The organism is Enhydrobacter sp. (genome assembly GCF_030246845.1).
GTDB lineage: Bacteria > Pseudomonadota > Alphaproteobacteria > Reyranellales > Reyranellaceae > Reyranella.
Genome location: NZ_CP126889.1, coordinates 534,563 through 553,049, shown reverse-complemented (window position 1 = coordinate 553,049; position 18,487 = coordinate 534,563). Strand labels below are relative to the sequence as shown.

18 protein-coding genes are annotated in these 18,487 nt (G+C 68.2%); 6 read left to right on the top strand and 12 right to left on the bottom strand.

What is annotated here, in order from left to right; genetic code table 11:
- Positions 1 to 100 precede the first annotated feature (100 nt).
- Positions 101 to 2,092 (top strand): protein-L-isoaspartate(D-aspartate) O-methyltransferase, encoded by a 1,992-nt coding sequence (locus tag OJF58_RS02895; RefSeq protein WP_300781569.1) that lies wholly within the window; start codon positions 101 to 103, stop codon positions 2,090 to 2,092.
- Between the two features lie 39 nt (positions 2,093 to 2,131).
- Here OJF58_RS02895 and OJF58_RS02890 read toward each other — a convergent pair whose 3' ends face one another.
- The 6 genes from OJF58_RS02890 to OJF58_RS02865 form a co-directional block, all read right to left on the bottom strand.
- The gene (locus OJF58_RS02890) at positions 2,132 to 3,112 is read right to left on the bottom strand and encodes an ABC transporter ATP-binding protein (RefSeq protein ID WP_300781568.1); all 981 of its coding nucleotides are present in this window, start codon (positions 3,110 to 3,112) and stop codon (positions 2,132 to 2,134) included.
- On the bottom strand, positions 3,112 to 4,104 hold the full coding sequence (locus OJF58_RS02885; protein ID WP_300781567.1) for an ABC transporter ATP-binding protein: 993 nt from the start codon (positions 4,102 to 4,104) through the stop codon (positions 3,112 to 3,114). Before OJF58_RS02885 ends, OJF58_RS02890 begins: the two co-directional genes overlap by 1 nt.
- Before the next feature lie 10 nt (positions 4,105 to 4,114).
- Entirely contained in the window at positions 4,115 to 4,987 is an 873-nt protein-coding gene (locus OJF58_RS02880) for an ABC transporter permease (RefSeq protein ID WP_300781566.1), read from the bottom strand.
- A complete protein-coding gene (locus tag OJF58_RS02875) occupies positions 4,974 to 5,924 on the bottom strand; it encodes an ABC transporter permease (protein WP_300781565.1) in 951 nt (316 codons plus the stop codon). Before OJF58_RS02875 ends, OJF58_RS02880 begins: the two co-directional genes overlap by 14 nt.
- A 157-nt stretch (positions 5,925 to 6,081) precedes the next feature.
- Entirely contained in the window at positions 6,082 to 7,605 is a 1,524-nt protein-coding gene (locus OJF58_RS02870) for an ABC transporter substrate-binding protein (RefSeq protein WP_300781564.1), read from the bottom strand.
- Between the two features lie 100 nt (positions 7,606 to 7,705).
- A complete protein-coding gene (locus OJF58_RS02865; protein ID WP_300781563.1) occupies positions 7,706 to 8,653 on the bottom strand; it encodes a hypothetical protein in 948 nt (315 codons plus the stop codon).
- A 133-nt stretch (positions 8,654 to 8,786) separates the two neighbouring features.
- Here OJF58_RS02865 and OJF58_RS02860 point away from each other — a divergent pair, with 133 nt between their 5' ends.
- Genes OJF58_RS02860 through OJF58_RS02845 form a run of 4 tightly spaced genes read left to right on the top strand, consistent with a single transcriptional unit; the run spans position 8,787 to position 12,649 of the window.
- Entirely contained in the window at positions 8,787 to 10,019 is a 1,233-nt protein-coding gene (locus OJF58_RS02860; RefSeq protein WP_300781562.1) for an amino acid ABC transporter substrate-binding protein, read from the top strand.
- A gap of 58 nt (positions 10,020 to 10,077) precedes the next feature.
- A complete protein-coding gene (locus OJF58_RS02855) occupies positions 10,078 to 10,953 on the top strand; it encodes a branched-chain amino acid ABC transporter permease (RefSeq protein WP_300781561.1) in 876 nt (291 codons plus the stop codon).
- On the top strand, positions 10,950 to 11,918 hold the full coding sequence (locus OJF58_RS02850) for a branched-chain amino acid ABC transporter permease (protein WP_300781560.1): 969 nt from the start codon (positions 10,950 to 10,952) through the stop codon (positions 11,916 to 11,918). The genes OJF58_RS02855 and OJF58_RS02850 overlap by 4 nt, the downstream gene beginning before the upstream one ends.
- Positions 11,915 to 12,649 carry an ABC transporter ATP-binding protein gene (locus OJF58_RS02845; protein WP_300781559.1) on the top strand — a complete coding sequence of 245 codons (735 nt, stop codon included), beginning with the start codon at positions 11,915 to 11,917 and terminating at the stop codon, positions 12,647 to 12,649. Before OJF58_RS02850 ends, OJF58_RS02845 begins: the two co-directional genes overlap by 4 nt.
- 176 nt (positions 12,650 to 12,825) lie before the next feature.
- On the opposite strand, the gene OJF58_RS02840 is transcribed toward OJF58_RS02845, so the two are convergent.
- Genes OJF58_RS02840 through OJF58_RS02825 form a run of 4 tightly spaced genes read right to left on the bottom strand, consistent with a single transcriptional unit; the run spans position 12,826 to position 16,555 of the window.
- Entirely contained in the window at positions 12,826 to 13,539 is a 714-nt protein-coding gene (locus tag OJF58_RS02840) for an ABC transporter ATP-binding protein (RefSeq protein WP_300781558.1), read from the bottom strand.
- Positions 13,540 to 13,564: 25 nt separating this feature from the next.
- Positions 13,565 to 15,265, bottom strand: a complete 1,701-nt coding sequence (locus tag OJF58_RS02835; RefSeq protein WP_300781557.1) for an AMP-binding protein — start codon at positions 15,263 to 15,265, stop codon at positions 13,565 to 13,567.
- 34 nt (positions 15,266 to 15,299) lie between these two features.
- On the bottom strand, positions 15,300 to 15,788 hold the full coding sequence (locus OJF58_RS02830; protein ID WP_300781556.1) for a hypothetical protein: 489 nt from the start codon (positions 15,786 to 15,788) through the stop codon (positions 15,300 to 15,302).
- 2 nt (positions 15,789 to 15,790) lie between these two features.
- Positions 15,791 to 16,555: an SDR family oxidoreductase gene (locus tag OJF58_RS02825; RefSeq protein ID WP_300781555.1), complete on the bottom strand. Its 765-nt coding sequence runs from the start codon at positions 16,553 to 16,555 to the stop codon at positions 15,791 to 15,793.
- Between the two features lie 53 nt (positions 16,556 to 16,608).
- Between OJF58_RS02825 and OJF58_RS02820 the strand changes: the two genes are divergently transcribed.
- A complete protein-coding gene (locus OJF58_RS02820; RefSeq protein WP_300781554.1) occupies positions 16,609 to 17,400 on the top strand; it encodes an SDR family oxidoreductase in 792 nt (263 codons plus the stop codon).
- Here OJF58_RS02820 and OJF58_RS02815 read toward each other — a convergent pair whose 3' ends face one another.
- A complete protein-coding gene (locus OJF58_RS02815) occupies positions 17,401 to 18,063 on the bottom strand; it encodes a GntR family transcriptional regulator (RefSeq protein WP_300781553.1) in 663 nt (220 codons plus the stop codon). It lies immediately after the preceding gene.
- Positions 18,060 to 18,485 (bottom strand): heme-binding protein, encoded by a 426-nt coding sequence (locus OJF58_RS02810; RefSeq protein ID WP_300781552.1) that lies wholly within the window; start codon positions 18,483 to 18,485, stop codon positions 18,060 to 18,062. The genes OJF58_RS02815 and OJF58_RS02810 overlap by 4 nt, the downstream gene beginning before the upstream one ends.
- Between the last annotated feature and the right edge of the window lie 2 nt (positions 18,486 to 18,487).

Below are 18,487 nucleotides of genomic sequence, written 5' to 3'. Positions count from 1 at the left end.
AGCGTCTCCCCGCGTCGGATTTCAAGCCTCAGGATTTGTCCAATTGATGGCGGCCCGCGGGAAGGCTGCAACCCGGCAGAAAGATCGTCGTTGCCCCTGCATGGCCGTCACCAACTCGGAACGGATGGTCCGCCGTCAGATCGAGCGTCGCGGCATCCGCGATCCGCGCGTGCTGGCCGCCATGCGCAAGGTCGAGCGGGAAGCCTTCCTGCCGGAGGCGATGCGCGAATTCGCTTATGAGGACACGGCGCTTCCGATCGAGGAAGGCCAGACCATGTCGCAACCCTACATCGTGGCGCGCATGGCCGAGGCGGCGGAAATCGCCTCGGGCGATCGCGTGCTGGAAGTCGGCGCAGGCTCCGGCTACGCCGCTGCCGTTTTTGCCGAACTCGCCGCCCGCGTCTACGCCATCGAGCGCCACGCGGCGCTGGCGCAACTGGCGGAGAGCCGGCTGCGGTCGCTGGGCTATGGCAATGTCGATGTCCGGGCCGGCGACGGCACGCTGGGCTGGCCGGAAGCGGCACCCTTCGACGTGATCATCGCTTCGGCCGGCGGGCCGCGCGTTCCCGAAGCGCTGCGGCGCCAGCTCGCGATCGGCGGGCGGCTGGTCATCCCGGTCGGGGAGACGCGCAGCCGGCAGCATCTGATCCGCGTGACCCGCACGGGGAAGACGAGCTTCGAGCAGGAGACGTTGGAGAAGGTCATGTTCGTGCCGCTGATCGGCGCGGAAGGCTGGGCCGCCGGCAGCGTCGACGAGGGAGACGACGGGCGCATCGCGGACCCGCCGCCGGCGACGACGCATTCCCTGCCGGCCTTGATTGCCGACGCCACGCAGGCCCTGCCCGATCCGGCCGATCCCGCTTTCGCCGAGATCTTCGACCGCTTTGCTGGGCGGCGGATCGTGCTGCTGGGCGAGGCGAGCCATGGCACGCGGGAGTTCTACCGCGCCCGCGCCCGGATCACGCGTCGGCTGATCGAGCGCCACGGCTTCGAGATGGTCGCGGTCGAAGCCGACTGGCCGGATGCGGCGGCGCTCGACCGGCATGTCCGACATCTGCCGCAGCCGGCCGGCGATCGTCCGGCCTTCCGGCGCTTTCCCACTTGGATGTGGCGCAACAAGGAAGTCGAGGCCTTTATTGGCTGGCTGCGCGACTACAACCTGCCCTATGTCGAGGAGAAGAGGATCGGCTTCCACGGCCTCGACATCTACAGCCTGTCCGACTCGATCGAGGCCGTGCTGAACTATCTCGATCGCACCGATCGGGACGCCGCGCGCATCGCGCGCGAGCGCTATGGCTGCTTGACGCCCTGGCAGGGCGATCCGGCCGCCTACGGCCGGGCGGTGCTGAGCCAGGGCTATCGTGACTGCGAGGCGGCAGTGGTCGCGACGCTCGCCGATCTCCTGTCCACCCGCCTCGATCGCGCCGCGAAGGACGACCGCTTCTTCGACACGGTGCAGAACGCGCAGCTCGTGGCCACCGCCGAGCGCTACTACCGTGCGATGTACTATGGCGGCGCCGAAAGCTGGAACCTGCGCGACCGGCATATGTTCGACACGCTGCTGCGGCTGCTGGAGCATCGCGGCCCGCGCTCGAAGGCGGTCGTGTGGGCGCACAATTCGCATATCGGCGATGCCCGCTTCACCGACATGGGCCGCGTGCGCGACGAGCTCAATCTCGGGCAGCTTTGCCGCGAGCGCTTCGGCGATCAGGTCGCGCTGATCGGCTTCGGCACCCATGCGGGCACCGTGGCGGCTGCACACGGCTGGGGCGGGCCGATGGAAGTGATGGAAGTGAGGCCGTCGCGGCCCGACAGCATCGAGCGCCAGTTCCACGACGGCCGGATCGGCCGCGGCGTGCTGATGTTGGGCGACATCGCGGGTGAGCTGCGGGACCGCCTGAGCGCGGAACGGCTGGAGCGCTTCATCGGCGTGATCTATCGCCCCGAGACCGAGCTGCAGAGCCACTATGCACATGTCGAGCTGCCGGGACAGCTCGACGCCTATGTCTGGTTCGATCGGACGAACGCGGTCGAGCCGCTGGCGGCGAGCGCCGGCCCGGGCGTTCCGGACACCTGGCCCTACGGCGTCTGACGCCTGGCGGCCAGCCGACGTGCGCAGAGTCGTTCCCGACTAACCCTCGGTCAAAGGATGGTGACAGGCGGCCATCTGCCCGCCGGCGACGGGGCGCAGCGTGGGCACCTTCTCGGCGCAGATCGCGTCGGCGCGCGGGCAACGGGTGCGGAAGCGGCAGCCGGACGGCGGATCGAGCGGCGAGGGCGGCTCTCCGGCCGCGACGTTGGTCGCCGGCGCAACCGTCGGATCCGGCAGCGGGATCGCTTCCAGGAGCAGTGAGGTGTAAGGATGAGCCGGGCGGCCGAAGACCCGCTCGGTCGGCCCGATCTCGCACAGCCGGCCGAGATACATCACTGCGATGCGGTCGCTGACGGCCTTCACCACGGCGAGGTCGTGCGCGATGAAAAGGAGCGTCAGTCCGTAGCGTCGCTTCATCTCCTCGAGCAGATTGAGGATCTGGGCCCGGATCGACACGTCGAGCGCCGACACGGGCTCGTCGCAGATCACGAGCTCGGGCTCGAGGATCAGCGCGCGGGCGATGCAGACGCGCTGGCACTGGCCGCCGGAGAATTCGTGCGGCAGGCGGCGCCAGACGACGTCCGGATCGAGGCCGACCGCCGCCAGGACCTCGCGCACGCGCCGCTCGCGCTCGGCCCGGTCGGCGACGCCGGCGATGATCAGCGGCTCGGCCACGATGTCGCCGATGCAGCGCCTGGGATTGAGCGAGGCGATCGGATCCTGGAAGATGAGCTGCAGGCGGCGGCGCATGAGCCGCAGCGCCTCGCCGCCGAGCGCAGTGAGGTCGGTGCCGTCGAACACGACCTTGCCGGCCGTGGGGCGGCGAAGCTGCAGCACGGCGCGGCCGAGCGTGGACTTCCCGCAGCCCGATTCGCCCACGAGGCCCAGCGTCTCGCCGCGGCCGACCGACAAGCTGACATCCGAGACCGCCGACAGCGTCTGGCCGGCCACCGGATACTCGACCGTCAGCCGCTCCACCGACAGGAGAGGCGCGGCAAGGGTCGACGCCGAATCCGGCATCACGTCCCCGCCATGGCCGGCGGCGCCAGCGGATGCCAGCAGGCATAGAGCCCGCCGCTCTGCTCCGGATCGATCAAGGGCGGCTTCGCCTGCCGGCAGTGCTCGTCGGCGTAGCGGCAGCGCGGCGCGAAGGAACAGCCCGGCATCGGCCGCGTCGGGTCGGGCGGACGCCCGGCGATGGCGGGCAGGGGCGTATGGGGCGGCGAGTCGAGCTTGGGGATGGCCGCCAGCAGCGCCTCGGTATAGGGCATGCGCATCCGGGCGAAGAGGCTCGGTGTTGGCGCCCGCTCGACGACCCGTCCGGCATACATCACGGCCACTTCGTCGGTGCGGCCGGCGACAACGCCGAGATCGTGGGTGATCAGGATCATCGACATGTGCCGGCGCTTCTGCTCGCGTGCCAGCAGGTCGAGGATCTGGGCCTGCACCGTCACGTCGAGCGCCGTGGTGGGCTCGTCGGCGACCAGGAGCCTGGGCTCACAGGAGAGGGCGATGGCGATCGCCACGCGCTGGCGCATGCCGCCCGAAAGCTGGTGCGGGTACTGGCGCAGCCGCTGCTCGGGCGCGGGGATGCCGACGGCGGCAAGGAGATCGACGCCACGCCGGCTGGCCGCTGTGGCATCCATGCCGAGATGGGCCTGCAGCGTCTCGACGAGCTGCGTGCCGATGGTGAGCACCGGATTGAGCGAGGTCATCGGATCCTGGAACACGACCGCGAGCTCCGGCCCGCGCAGCCGGCGCAGTGCCTCGGGCGACAGCGTCGCCAGGTCGCGGCCGCCGAAGGCCACGCGCCCCGACAGTTTCGCGCGCTTGGGCAGCAACTGCAGGATCGCCCGCGACAGCATGGTCTTGCCGCAGCCCGATTCGCCCACGATACCGAGCGTGCGGCCCGGCATCAGGCTGAGGTCGACCTTGTCGACGGCGCGCAATGCACCGCGCGGGGTCGGCAGCTCGACCGACACGGCTTCGAGCGAGAGCAGCGGACCCGTCATCGCGCCCGCCTCACAGGGCCCCGGGCCGCGGGTCGGTGAACGCGCGCAGCGTGTCGCCGACGATGTTGAACGCGAGGACCGTCACGAACATGAATCCGGCCGGCAGGAAAGCGAGCCATGGCGCGATGTCGAGGCTCTCACGTCCCTCGCCGATCATGCTGCCCCAGCTCGGCGCCGGCGGCGGCACGCCGAGGCCGAGGAAGCTCAGCGCGCCCTCGACGACGATGGTGACCGCAACACCCAGCAAGAAGAAGGCCAGCAGCGGCAGCGCTACGTTCGGCAGGAGCTCGCGCAGGAGGATCCGCGTGTGGGTGGCGCCGAGCGCCCGGGCGGCGACCACGAACTCGCGCTGCGAGAGCGACAGGGTCGTGGCGCGGGCGACGCGCGTGAAAGCAGGGATGCCCAGCACGCCGATCACCAGCGTGAGGTTGAATACCGACTGGCCGAGATAGGCCGTGACGGCGAGCGCGAAGACGAGCGGCGGGAAGGCCAGCAGGACGTCGACCGCACCCACGGTGAGCGCCTCGAACCGGCCGCCGAAATAGCCGGCCAGCATGCCGAGCGCGCCGCCGATCACGAGGCCGATCACCGGCGCCAGCAGGCCGACAGTGAGCGAGATGCGGGCGCCATAGATCAGACGCGAGAGCATGTCGCGGCCGAGCTGGTCGGTGCCCAGCAGGTGCTCGGCGCCGGGCGGCGCGCGCTTGTCCAGCATGTCCATGTCGGTCGGGCTCATGATCGGCAACACGTCCGCCAGGATGGCGGCAAGCGCGATCAGGGCGATCCAGGCAAGCGCCGCCACGAACAAGGCATTCGATCCGCGGCGGCGCTTGCGCACCGGAGACACCAGGGCGGTGTCGCCGTCGATCTCAAGCACGGCCATGACGGATCCTTGGGTCGAGGACGGCATAGAGCATATCGACCACGAAGTTCACGATCACGAAGCCGGCCGCCACGAACAGCACGACGCCCTGCAGGATGATGAAGTCACGGGCGTAGATGGCGCCCACCAGCAGGCGGCCGATGCCGGGAAGGGCGAAGATGGTCTCGACGATCAGCGCGCCGCCGATCAGCCGGCCGATATTGATGCCGGTCACCGTGACGAGCGTCAGCGATGACGGCTTCAGCGCATGGACCAGCAGGATGCGCGCCGGCCGCAGGCCCTTGGCCTTGGCCATCGCGATATAGTCCTCCTGCAGCGTTGCGATCATGTCCGAGCGCAGCACGCGCATCAGCACCGGCCACTCGGCGAAGGCGAGCGTGAGCGCGGGCAGCACGAAGCTGCGCAGATTGCCGACCGGATTCTCGGCGAACGGGACCCAGCCGGTCGCGGGCAGCCAGCCGAGCTGCACGGCGAAAAGGTAGATCAGCAGGATCGCCACCATGAAGGATGGCAGGGAGAGCTTGCCGAAGGCGAGCCCGGTCAGGAACCGGTCGACGGCGCTGCCGCTCCGGACGGCGCAAAGGATGGCCAATGGAATGCCGATCAGCAGGCCCAGCGCCTCGGCCATCACCATCAGCTCGATGGAGACGGGCAGGCGGTCGAGGACCGCCGACAGGACTGTCTCGCCGGTGCGGAAGGAGCGGCCGAAGTCACCCTGCAGGACGTCCCACAGCCAGTGCAGGTAGCGCTGCCAGATCGGCAGGTCGAGCCCCATCTCGGCGCGCAGCGCCGCGACCTTGTCCGGAGTCGCCTGGTCGCCCAGCATCGTATAGGCAAGATCGCCGGGCAGCAGCGATGCGATCAGGAAGGTCAGCAGGGTGACGGCGAGCAGCACCGGCACGAGATGGAGCAGCCGCCGTCCCACGAATCGCGCCACTATGCGACCTCCTTGACCCGCCGGCCATCACCGCGAACGAAACTCCAAGATTGCGTCATTGGACCGGCGCGCTCCCTTGGACGCTCATCGGAGCGCGCAACCCCAGTTGCGCTCATGCGGGGTCGCGGCGGGAGAACGGCGTCGTCATGGAGTTCCGTCATTCGAGCCAGGCCTGGGAGACGTCGATGACGCCGCTGAACATCTTGGGGATGCCTCTCACGTTGGCCCTCGTCATGGCGTAGTAGGTGTTCTGGAAGGTCCAGAACCAGATCGCTTCCTTGTTGATCAGGCGGCTGACGGCGCAATAGTCCTCGGTGCGCTTGGCCGGGTCGGCCGTCACCCGGGCATGCTCGAGGAGCTTGTCGAGCTCGGGGTTCGAATAGTTGGCAAGCGCGACCGGGCTGCCGGTGTGGAAGTTGGCGTACATCTGCGGATCGGGATCGGCCAGATCGATGATGCGCCACGGCGTGAGCTGGAACTTGCGCTGGAAGGCGCGCGGCACGATCGTCGCCTGGTCGACCTGCTCGATCTCCATCGTGGCGCCGACCCTCTTCCAGAACTGCTGCAGCACCTGGCCTACCGCCCGGCCGCGCGGCGTCGCCGTCACCAGCATCTTGAAGTCGACCGGCTTGCCGTACTCCTTGATGAGCTCCGCCGCCTTCTTGGGGTCGTACGGCAGCGCGCCGTCGTCCTTGCACTTGACCCAGGAGCCGTCGCCGTAGGGATTGGTGGCGGGCCGGCTGAGGCCGTTGGTCAGCGCCTGCGACATCTTCTTGCGGTCGATCGCCATCACCAGCGCCTGCCGCACGCGCACATCGTCGAACGGCGCCACCTTGGTGTTGAAGGCGTACACCCCTGCGCCCGAGCCGACATATTCGAGCACTTTCAGGTTCTTGTCCTTGCGGGCGCGGGCGATGTTGTCGGCCTCGTATTCGTCGGCCCACACGACCTGCGCCTCGCCGGACTGCAGGCTTGCGAAACGCGACTGCGAATCGGGCAACGGCCGCAGCACGATACGGTCGAGATATTGATGGCTCTTGTTCCAGTAGTCGGGATTGCGTTCCAGCACCATGCGGTCGCCGGCGGTCCATGACTTGATGACATAGGGGCCCGTGCCGACGGGATTGCGGTTGTAGTCGTCGCCCTTGGCCTGGATCGCCGTCGGTGACTGCACGACATTGTTCGACGAGGGGATCGTCAGCAGCGATGGAAGATCGACCGCCGGGTCGCGCAGATGGAAGACGACGGTGAGGTCGTCCTCCGCCTCCACGCTGTTGATGTTGGAGATGTAGAAGGCGCAACGGCAGTGGTTCTTCGGATCCTTCTGGCGGGCATAGTTCCAGGCCACCGCCTGGGCGTTGAACGGCGAGCCGTCCTGGAACTTGACGTTGGGCCGCAGCTTGAAGGTCCAGGTCTTGTAGTCGTCGGACGATGTCCAGGAGAGGGCGAGCTTGGGCTGCGCCTTGCCGCTGTCGTCGCGGGTCGTGAGCGTGTCGAAGATCAGGGCGGCGGCAGTTTCGGCCGCGGTATCGAAAACGCCCACCTTGAGAGGATCGAAGCCCGGGATGTCGAGCTCGAGCCCGACAGTGAGGGTGCCGCCCTGCTTCTGGGCCATCGCGGGCCCGCCGGCGATGAAGGTGGCCGCAACGGCCAATGCGAGCAGTCTTGCGCTCCTGATCATCGATGTTCCTCCCAGAACGAGGGCATTGGCCCGCCTTGTTGCGAGCCACTGTAAGGAGAGCGGCGCGGCGTCTCAAGAAGAAGCTGACGGCAGCGTCACCTTAGGGACTCGAAGACAAGGTTGCGATGGCCTGCCGCAGGGCGAGCGCCAGCAGTGCATCGAGGTCGCCGTCGAAGAATTCCTGTCGCAGCGCGTCTCCCGCCGGAACGGCCCGGTCCGATCCGACGACGATGCTGGCCGCCCGGACGCCGGCAAGCTGCGCCGTCGCGAAGAACGGCGCCTCTTCCATCTCGACGAAGCCGGGCGCCTTGCCCGGATCGAAGGGGAAGGCGAGCAGGGCCTTCAGCAAGCCGACCTTCTGGAAATAGTAGACCGGCGAGGTGAAGCCGAGGGCGCGCCTGTGGGCGACGTGCGCCGCGGTCATTTGCCGGGCGATCGCCTCGGCCAGGGCGGCGTCGGCGAAGGCGATCTGCTCGGCGAATTCCTTGGCGCTCGAGGCGAGCAGGAAGGCCGCCCCGTCCTTGTAGGAGCCTTGCGCGACGATCAGGGAGCCGTAGGGGAGCCGCTCACCGAGGATACCGGCGGTGCCGATATGGATCGCCTGCCGAACGCCGAGGGCGCCGAGCTCGGCCACCTGCGTGCCGATGCCACCAGCGCCGGGAAGGCCGCGATTGACGATGAAGGCACGGCCCGATTTCGGTCGCACGACGAACAGCAGATTGGGATCGATATGGCCGATGCGAAGCTCTTCGATCTCCGAGTCCGGATAGCCGAGCCGGTTCAGCATGCCGCGCACCTCGACGTGGTGCAGGATCACGGCGCGGTCCGGCAGGCGGTCGAGCTTGCCGTCCCGAAACCGCGGCTGCGTCCTCAGCCAGGCGATGTAGTCGGCTGGACTGTTGACGGTTGGACTGTCGGCATAGGCGCCGTAGGCGTCGAGCACCTTGAACTCGCGCGCCTCGGCCGGATGGACGCCGGACAGGAGGGCGAGGCAAAGCATGACGCCCGCCGCGGCGGCATGTCTGGCGAGGGCACGCCGGATAGCCATGAGCATCTCCTTCGGGAGGTTGCGTCTCGCGGAATGCGACGCGCGAGCGATCTCCATCGGGCGTCCATCTTGCCCTATAGTCCGGCGTGGAAGCGATCCGTCAACGTTGGGAGCGAAGAGGGAGGGGGCATTGATGCATCGTCGCGATGTTCTTCGTGGAGCAGGGCTTGGCGCGGTGGCCCTTGCGGCGCCTGCCGTTCGTACGGCGCGGGCCGCGGCCGGCAAGCCGCTGGTGATCGGCGGCTCGGTTCCGCTCACCGGAGCCGCCGCCGAGACCGGCCTCAACGTGAACAACGGCTATCTGACGGCGGCGAGCTATTTCAACGACGTGCTGGGCGGCGTCGAGATCGCGGGCGAGAAATACAGGATCGAGCTCAAGCTGTTCGACGATGCGAGCGACCCGGCGCGCGCCACCACCCTGATCCAGCGCCAGCTCGACGAAGGAACGAACTTCTTCCTCGGCTCGTTCGGCAGCAACATCGTGCTGCCCACGGCGGCGATCACCGAGCGGGCGAAAAAGCCGATGGTGCAGACCGGCGGCGGCTCCGATGCCATCTTCACCCGGGGTTTCAAGTACGTCTTCGGCATGTACCCGCGCGCGACACGCCAGTTCACCGCCGCCTCGGCGCTTTTCAAGACGCTGACGCCGCTGCCGCAGACCTATTCGGTGATCTACGCCAACGATCCCTTCTCCAAGACGGCGGGCAAGGGTGTGCAGCTTGCCTGCGACAAGGCGGGATTCAAGAGGATCGAGACCTACGAGCTGCCGGCCAAGGTCACGGATGTTTCGAGCGTGCTCGCCTCGGTGCGCGCCAAGACGCCGGACCTGCTGATCTGCGTCGTGCACGACCAGGATTCGCTCCTGATCGCGCGCCAGATGGTGGCGACCAACACCAACGTCAAGCTCCTGTTCCAGGGGCTGGGGCCTCAGCTCGCCTCCTTCCGCGAGGCGCTGGGCAAGTATTCGGAGGACCTCTGCTGCTCGACCTACTGGAACGAGGACGTTCCCTACAAGGACAAGTTCTTCGGCAGCGCCAAGAAGTTCGCCGACTACTACCGCAGCAAGTTCACGCGCCCGATCGCCTATCACACGGCCGGCGCCGCGGCCTGCATCGAGACCTACGTGCTGGCGATGCAGGCGGCCAAGAGCCTCGAGCCGCAGGCGGTGCGCGACGCGCTGGCGGCGGCCGATTTCGAGACTTTCTACAGCCGCATCAAGTTCACGCCCGAAGGCGACGGCGATCCGCTGCTGCTGGGCGGCATGATCGGCCAGGTGCAGAAGGGCAAGCTCGAGACGGTCTTCCCCGAGGCGGCTCGCTCGGCGCCGCCGGTCTATCCCTCTCCGACCTGGGACAAGAAGGCGTGATCATGGCACCGCGGGCTTCCAGCCCGCCCGTGAGCGCGCAAGACGGGCGCGGTCCGGCATGAGCCTTGTCCTGCAGACAGTGGCCGACGGTCTGGTGCTGGGCGGCATCTACGCGCTTGCCGCGGTAGGCTTCTCGCTGATCTTCGGCGTCCTGCATGTGATCAACCTCAGCCATGGCGTGCTGGTGCTGCTCGGCGCCTATCTCGCGCTCGTCGTGTCCAACGCACTCGGCATCGATCCGCTGCTCACCCTGCCGCTGGTGATGGCCGCGCTGTTCGGCGTGGGCTACGTCTATCAGCGCTTCCTGATCCAGCGCACGGTCGGTCGCACGCCGCTCGGCTCGATGCTGCTCACCTTCGGCATCGCGCTGATGCTGCAGAATGCCATGATCTGGGTGTTCTCGCCGGACATGAAGAACATCACGCCGACCTATGCCTTCGATTCCTTCAAGGTCGCCGGCCTCACCTTCGATGCGGTGCGGCTGAGCGCGCTGGCGGCGAGCCTGGTGCTGCTCTCCTGCCTCGCGCTGCTGCTCAAGTTCTCCAATCTGGGGCGGCTCATCCGCGCCACCGCCCAGCAGACGCTCGCGGCCCAGCTTTGCGGCGTCAATGTGCGCCACGTGTACGCGCTCACCTTTGCCGTTTCCGCCGCCTTCGCGGGCGCCGCCGGCATCGTGATCGGCGTCATCCTGCCGTTCTCGCCGGCCGACGAGGCGCTGTGGACGCTGAACGCCTTCGTGGTGGTCGTGCTGGGCGGCGTCGGCAGCCCGGCCGGCGCGCTGCTGGGCGGCCTGCTGCTCGGCATCGTGAACACGCTCACCGCGCAGTATGTCGGCCCGCCCTTTCCCAACGTGACCATGTTCCTGATGCTGGTGATCCTGTTGCTGGTCCGCCCGCACGGCCTGCTGGGCAACGCCTTCAGCGCCTCGCGATGACACGTTCGTCAGCTCCGGCCGCGCTGCTCGTCGCCGCCTGCGTCGTCCTTCTCGCCGCCGGGCCGCTCGTCCTGCCGCCGTTCTATGTGCGCGTGGGCCAGCTGATGCTCTACTCGGCCGGGCTCGGGCTCGCCTGGGGAATCCTCGGCGGCTTCGCCGGCTATGCGAGCTTCGGCCATGCCGCCTTCGTCGGCGTGGGCGCCTTCGCCGCCGGCCTGGTCGAAAGCAGCTTCTCGACCTTGCCGACCATCTGGTTGTTGCCGCTGGGCCTTCTCGCCGGCGGCGGCGCCTGCGCCATCCTGTCGGCGGCGGTGGCGTATCCGATCCTGCGCCTGCGCGGCACCTTCTTCGCCATCGCCATGCTGGGCGTGAGCCATGTCTGCGCCGAGCTGACCAACAACGTCGACTTCTTCCAGGGCTCGCTCGGCCTCAACTTCCCGCCCGTCGCGCCTTCGGCGATGGAGCCTGCCGACTTCTTCTACTGGCTTTATCTCTTGGCCGGTCTCGCCGTGCTTTTCATCGCCTGGCGGATCCGCCGCAGCCGTTTCGGCGCGGGGCTGCTCAGCATCCGGGAGGACGAGGATACCGCGCGCATGCTGGGCGTGCCGACGGAGCGTTACAAGCGGCTGGCCTTCGTCGTGAGCGCCGTGCTCACCGGGCTGCTGGGCGTGCTCTACGCCCATTCACTCGGCTACATCACGACCGATTCGGTCTATCGCGACGACACCAACCTCAGTCTGATCGTGTATTCGCTGCTGGGCGGCATGGGCACGCTGTTCGGGCCGGTGATCGGCGCCTTCCTGCTGGTCTTCATCACCCAGGTGATCCTGGCCCGCCTGCTCGATTTCCATCTCTTCGCGACCGGCCTTCTCCTCGTGCTGCTCGTGCTGGCCGCGCCCGGCGGCGTCATCGGCATGGCGCGGTCGTGGAGGCCCCGCCGCGACACCGTGGCGCCCGCAGAATGAGCGCCATGCCAATCCTGCAGGTGGAGGGCCTGTCCAAGAGCTTCCGTGGTCTGCAGGCCATCACCGACGTCTCCTTCTCGATCCTGTCGGGGTCGATCACCAGCATCATCGGCCCCAACGGCGCGGGCAAGTCGACGCTGTTCAACCTCATCACCGGCTATCTGGCGCCGACCGCGGGCGAGATCCGCTTCCAGGACCGGTCGATCACCGGGATGGCGACCAACCGCATCGCCACGCTCGGCATCGCCCGCGCCTTCCAGATCGCCCGTCCGTTCCGCGACTTGAGCGTGCGCGAGAACGTGCGCATCGGCGCGCTGTTCGGCAAGGCCGGGCCGCGCGACGTCGAGGCGACGACGCGGCGCGGCATGGAGCTCGCTTCGCTCATCTCTCTCGCCGACCGGCCGGCGAGCGCGCTGACGGTCGGGCAGTTGCGCCATCTCGAGGTGGCGCGGGCGATCGCGACGCGCGCCGACCTGCTGCTGGCTGACGAGCCCTGTGCCGGCCTCAATCCCACCGAGACCGCGGCCATGATCGACGTGCTGCGCCAGATCCGGGCGAGCGGCGTCACGGTGCTGCTGGTGGAGCACGACATGCCGTCGGTGATGGAAATCTCCGACCGGCTGCTGGTGCTTGACGCCGGTACCCTGATCGCCGACGGCCCGCCGCACGAGGTGGCGAAAAATCCCAAGGTGATCGCCGCCTACCTGGGGACGCCGGAAGTGTTGCCCTGAATGCCGGGAGCGCGACTGCAGTCGCTCTCATCCGTTCCTGATTATATCAACTCCGTGTCATCCCGAGCGTCAGCGAGGGATCTTTCGTGATGCCAATTAAAGATCCCTCGCTACGCTCGGGATGACACCAAGGTAGTTGGGGCGCCTGTCGTGCTTTTGTTCGTGAGGTGCTCCAGCTACCGGCCCAGGAACGCCTTCTGCACGTAGGCGTCGGCGAGCAGCTCCCGGCCGGTGCCGGCCAGCACGACCTCGCCCTTTTCCAGCACATAGCCGCGATGGGCGATGCGCAGGGACTGGTGCAGGTTCTGCTCGACCAGCAGCACGCCGATGCCGCTTGCGTTCACCATCTCGATCAGCCGGAACATCTCCTGCGTCACCGTGGGCATCAGGCCGAGCGACGGCTCGTCGAGGATGATGAGCCGAGGCTCGGCCATCAGGCCGCGCGCGATGGCGAGCATCTGCTGCTCGCCGCCGCTCATCGAGCCGGCGAGCTGGCCGCGCCGCTCGCCGAGCCGCGGGAACAGGCGGAACGCCTTGTCGACCAGACCGGCGACTTCGGTCCGTTGCTTGACGTGCGCGCCGAGCTGCAGATTTTCCATCACCGTCATCTGCGGGAACACCAGCCGGCCTTCGGGCACCAGGGTGATGCCGCGGCGCACGACATGATGGCTGGGCACGCCGCCGAGCATCTCGCCGCCGAAGCGGATCTCGCCCTTCTGGGGCCGCAGCACGCCCGCGATCATGCGGACGGTGGTGGATTTTCCCGCGCCGTTGGCGCCCAGCAGCGCCACGATCTCGCCGGGCTTTACGGCCAGCGACACATCGCGCACGGCAAGGGCGCCGTCGTAGGCGAACGCGAGACCGGAGACGTCGAGCTGGGCTTCCCTCATACGCGATACTTTAACGAGGGTCCGCTCAGCCGCCCAACACGTCCTTCTCGTGGAATTCCACGCCGCGAGCGACCTCGGGCGCGCTGCCCTCGTACTCGACCTTGCGGAGCTGGGTACGGCGGATCTTGCCGGAGATGGTCTTGGGCAGCTCGGTCACGAACTCCAGCCGTCGGATGCGCTTGAAGGGCGCGAGCCGCGTGTTGCAGTACTTGAGGATGGACGCGGCGGTGTCGCGCGTGGGCGGCGTCGAGGCGGTCAACAGGACGAAGGCCTTGGGCACGCTGAGGCGAATTTCGTCGGGAGACGGCACGATGGCGGCCTCGGCGACCGCCTCGTGCTCGATCAGCACGCTTTCGAGCTCGAACGGGCTGATGCGGTAGTCGGACGATTTGAACACGTCGTCGGCGCGGCCGACGAAGGTGAGATAGCCGTCCTCGTCGATGCTGGCGACATCGCCGGTGCGATAGATCGCGCCATCGGCGCCGGTGACCTTGCCCGCGGCGTCGGCATAGCCCTGCATCAGGCCGGCCGGCCGGTCGGCGCCCAGCACGAGGCAGATCTCGCCTTCCTTGGCGTCCTTGTCGTCGGGGTCGAGAAGCCGCACGCGATAGCCCGGCATCGGCCGACCCATCGAGCCCGCCTTCACCGGCTGGCCCGGCGAGTTGGCGATCTGCGCCGTGGTCTCGGTCTGGCCGTAGCCGTCGCGGATGGTGAGGCCCCAGGCTTCCTGCACCTTGTTGATCACCTCGGGGTTGAGCGGCTCGCCCGCGCCGCAAACCTCGCGCAGCGAGAGCTTGCAGGCGGCGAGATCCTCCTGGATCAGCAGCCGCCACACGGTGGGCGGCGCGCAGAAGGTGGTGACCTTGCAGCGTTCCAGAACGCCCAGCAGGCCCTTCGCGTTGAACGGCGCCTGGTTCACCATCAGCACCGTCGCGCCGGCATTCCAGGGCGCGAAGAAGGTGCTCCAGGCATGCTTTGCCCAGCCCGGCGAGGAGATGTTCACGTGGACGTCGCCGGGCTTCAGGCCGAGCCAGTACATGGTGGAGAGACCGCCGACCGGGTAGGAGCGGTGGCTGTGGCGCACGAGCTTGGGCTTGGCCGTCGTGCCCGAGGTGAAATAGAGCAGCAGCGGATCGTCGGCCCGGGTCGGCCCGTCGGGCGTGAACGTCGTCGGGCACTTGTAGGCATCCGAGAGCGGCAGCCATCCCTCGAGCTTCGACGTGCTGGTCGTCACGAAGGTGACGCCGTCGTGCGGCAGGCCCTTGCACTTTTCCGCCTGGTCCTCGCCGGCGATGATCATGCGCGCGCGGCCGCGCTCGACACGGTCGGCCAGCTCCTCGGTAGTGAGGAGGGTCGTGGCGGGAATCACCACCACGCCGAGCTTCATCGCTGCCAGCATTACCTCCCAGAGCGGCGCGACGTTGTTCAGAACCACCAGGAGATGATCACCGCGCCCGAGCCCGAGGCCGCGCAGCCAGTTGGCCACCTGGTTCGAGCGCGCGCTCAGCTCGGCGAAAGTGAGCCTGGTCTCCTGGGCGCTCGCGACATCGACGATCCAGAGCGCGCAGCGATCCTTGCTCTCGGGCGAGCGCGCGAGATCGGCGTCGAACCAGTCGAGCGCCCAGTTGAAGGGCACCGGTTCGGGCCATTCGAAGCCCTTGACCGCCGCCTGGTAATCGGTGCGGTTGTCGAGCAGGAATTGGCGGGCTTGTTGAAAAGTGGGCATGGGCGTTCGTCCCTGGAATCCATTCCGGTCTACGCTACTCGGGGACCGCCGGTCCGTCGAGCGACAGCGGGGCGTCGACCGCCGGCTCGAGCCGATCGAAAAGGCCGGCGCAGCCGGCATTCAGGCCGTTCCCCGGGGCGGCCTGGACGGCCGCGATGAACAGGGCGGGAATGGCGAGATCGCCGATCCTGAGCGTGGCCTCGCTCAGCCAACGCGAGGCGCGCGTCGAGGCGCCGCCCTTGTCGAGTGTGAGCCAGCCGCAGATCACCGTGCGCTCGCCCGTCGGATCAATCCGGATATGGGCGACATCGCGGCCGCCGACCCGGCCGGTCGGGCCGGTGACACGCCATTCGAAGGGCACGGCGCGATAGAGCCGGGCATCGTCGGCGGAGACCTCGATCGTGCCGACATAGTCCGAGCGCGTCAGCGACGGCTCCCGCAGCCATCCCCTCGAGATCGCGATTCCCACGCCGACGACGATCGCGAAGACGAAGGCGATCGCCCAGAGCAAAGGGCGGCGCACGTTCACGCCAGCACGGTCGACAGGCCGCCATCGACGACGAGCGTGTGGCCGGTGATGTAGGCGCCGGCGTCGGAGGTGAGCAGCAGCAGGGCGCCGCGCAGATCCTCGGGCTTGCCCCAGCGATGCGCGGCGGTGCGCTGCTCCAGCATCTGGCTGAAGCTTCGGTTCTGCTGCAACGCCACATTGATCTCGGTCCGGATGTAGCCCGGCGCGATGGCGTTCGCCGTCACGTTGGGACCGAACTCGGTGGCGAGGCTCTTGGTGAGGCCGACGATACCGTGCTTGGCCGAGACGTAACCCGCGACCTGGGCGCGCGCGATGACCGCCAGCACCGAGGCGATGTTGACGATGCGGCCGTACTTGCGCTTCAGCATGTGGCGGCCGACCTCGCGCGACAGCACGAAGGGCGCGACGAGATCGGTCTCGACCGTGAGGCGGAACGACTCGGTCGAAAGATCGACGATCGGCTCGCGCGACAGGACGCCGGCATTGTTGACCAACGCGTCGATGCGGCGGTGCCGGGCGATGACGTTCGCGACCTGCTCGCGCACCGCGGCCTCGTCCGTCACGTCGAGCGGCACGACGTCGGCCTTGCCGCCCTTGCGGCGGATCGCCCGCGCCGTCGCCTCGAGCGCCTTCACCGTGCGGCCGGCGCACAGCACCGTGGCGCCGGCACCGGCCAGGGTAAGGGCCATGTCGCGACCCAGGCCGCGGGATGCGCCGGTCAGCAGAACGACGCGGTTCTTCATCGAAAAGAGGTCTGCCATGGGGCGCGATCCTAGCCTAGAAAGGGCGGCAGGACCTATCGGGAGGAGCAGGCATGGCCAAGGTGGCAATCGTGACGGGTTCGGCGACCGGTCTTGGCGCCGCGTGCGCGATCGATCTGGCGGCGAAGGGATGGAACGTCGCGATCAACTACACCAAGAGCAAGAAGGAAGCGGACGAGACCTATGCCAAGGTGAAGGCCAAGGGCGTCGAGGCGATCCTGGTGCAGGCCGACATGGGCCAGGACGCCGACTGCCGGAAGCTCGCTGCGGAAACGCTGAAGCAGTGGGGCCGCATCGACGGGCTGATCAACAATGCCGGCACGACGAAATTCCAGAACCAGGGCGATCTCGACGGCGTCACGCCGGAGGATTTCGACCGCATCCTGCGCGTGAACGTGACCGGCCCCTACATGATGAGCTGCGCCGTGTTCCCGACCATGAAGAAGCAGTGGGACGAGAAGAAGGAGCGCGGTTCGATCGTCAACATCTCCTCGATCGCCGGCGTGATGGGCGTCGGCACCTCGATTCCCTATGCCGCCTCGAAAGGCGCGCTCAACACGCTCACCTTGTCGCTCGCCCGCTGGTTCGGCCCGGCCGTGCGCGTCAACACGGTATGCCCCGGCTTCATCCAGACGCGTTGGCTGCTCGGCGCCCTCGGCAAGGACGACTACGAGAAGCTGAAGGCGGCCCAGGAACAGACGACGCCGCTGCGCCAGGCGGGCACGGCCGAGCAGATGGCCGAGGCCGCCATCTTCTTCCTGACCAGCGCCAGCAACATCACCGGCGAGTTCCTGATCGTCGATGCCGGCACGCATCTCGGCGGCCTGCCGATGAAAGGCCGATAGCTAGGCCGCTTCGTCGTTCGTGTTCGCCGCGGCGTGGCCGCGGGCGAAGGCGGCGGCGGCGTTCTGCACGTGGCGGATGGCGAGAAGGGACGCCAGCTCCTCGTCGCCGGCTATCACCGCTTCGAGGATTCCGGCATGTTCCTTCCAGTCCTCGCGGGCGCGGGCGCGGCCGTTGATGGCGAAGGCCATGCCGGTGCGTTCGCGCAGGCCGCGCATGACGTCGAGCAGCACGGAATTGCGGCTGGCCTCGCCCAGCCGCTCGTGGAACTCGGCGTTGAGCCGGGCGAGCTCCTCGGTCGTGCCGGACTCGGCGGCGGCATTGCCATGCGCCAGCGTCTCGCGCAGCAGGGCCACGATTTCGGGATCGTGGCGGCGGGCGGCGAGGCGGGCATTCTGGCCTTCCAGCAGGGCACGCACCTCGACGAGCTCGGCCACCGTCTCGGGCGTCACCTCCACGACGGTGGCGCCGCGATGCGGCTCCAGCCGCACCAGCCCTTCGGCGGCGAGACTGCGCAGCGCCTCGCGCACGGGCACGCGCGACACGCCGAGCTCGGCCGACAGGCGATCCTCCACCAAGCGCGCACCCGGTTTCAGACGACCGTCGAGGATCCGGCCGCGGATGCGCTCGCGCACGAACTTGCTCAGGGAAGCGCGGTCGCTCATTTGCCGAGCGTTGCCATCAAGGCGGCGATCCCGGCCTCGCAGCAGGCGATGTCCTGCTCGCCGTTGCCGCCCGAGGCGGCGATCGAGCCCACGCACTGGCCGTCGACGAAGATCGGGAAGCCGCCCACGAACACCGTGAAGCGGCCCTCGTGCTGGGTGAAGATGCCGAACGCTTCCTCGCCCGGCAGCGCATTCTTGTAGGCATGCGTGGGCTTGCGGTGCCCGGCCGCGGTGAAGGCCTTGTTCATGGCGATCTGCACGCTCGTCACCTTGCCGCCGTCGAGGCGGCGCAGCGCGATCGGGTAGCCCGCATTGTCGGCCACGCAGAGGACCTCGGGGACGCCGAGCTCCTCTGCCTTCTTCTGTGCCGCGTCGAGGATGATGTGCGCCTCGGCGAGCGTCAGCGTCTTGTAGGTATGCACGT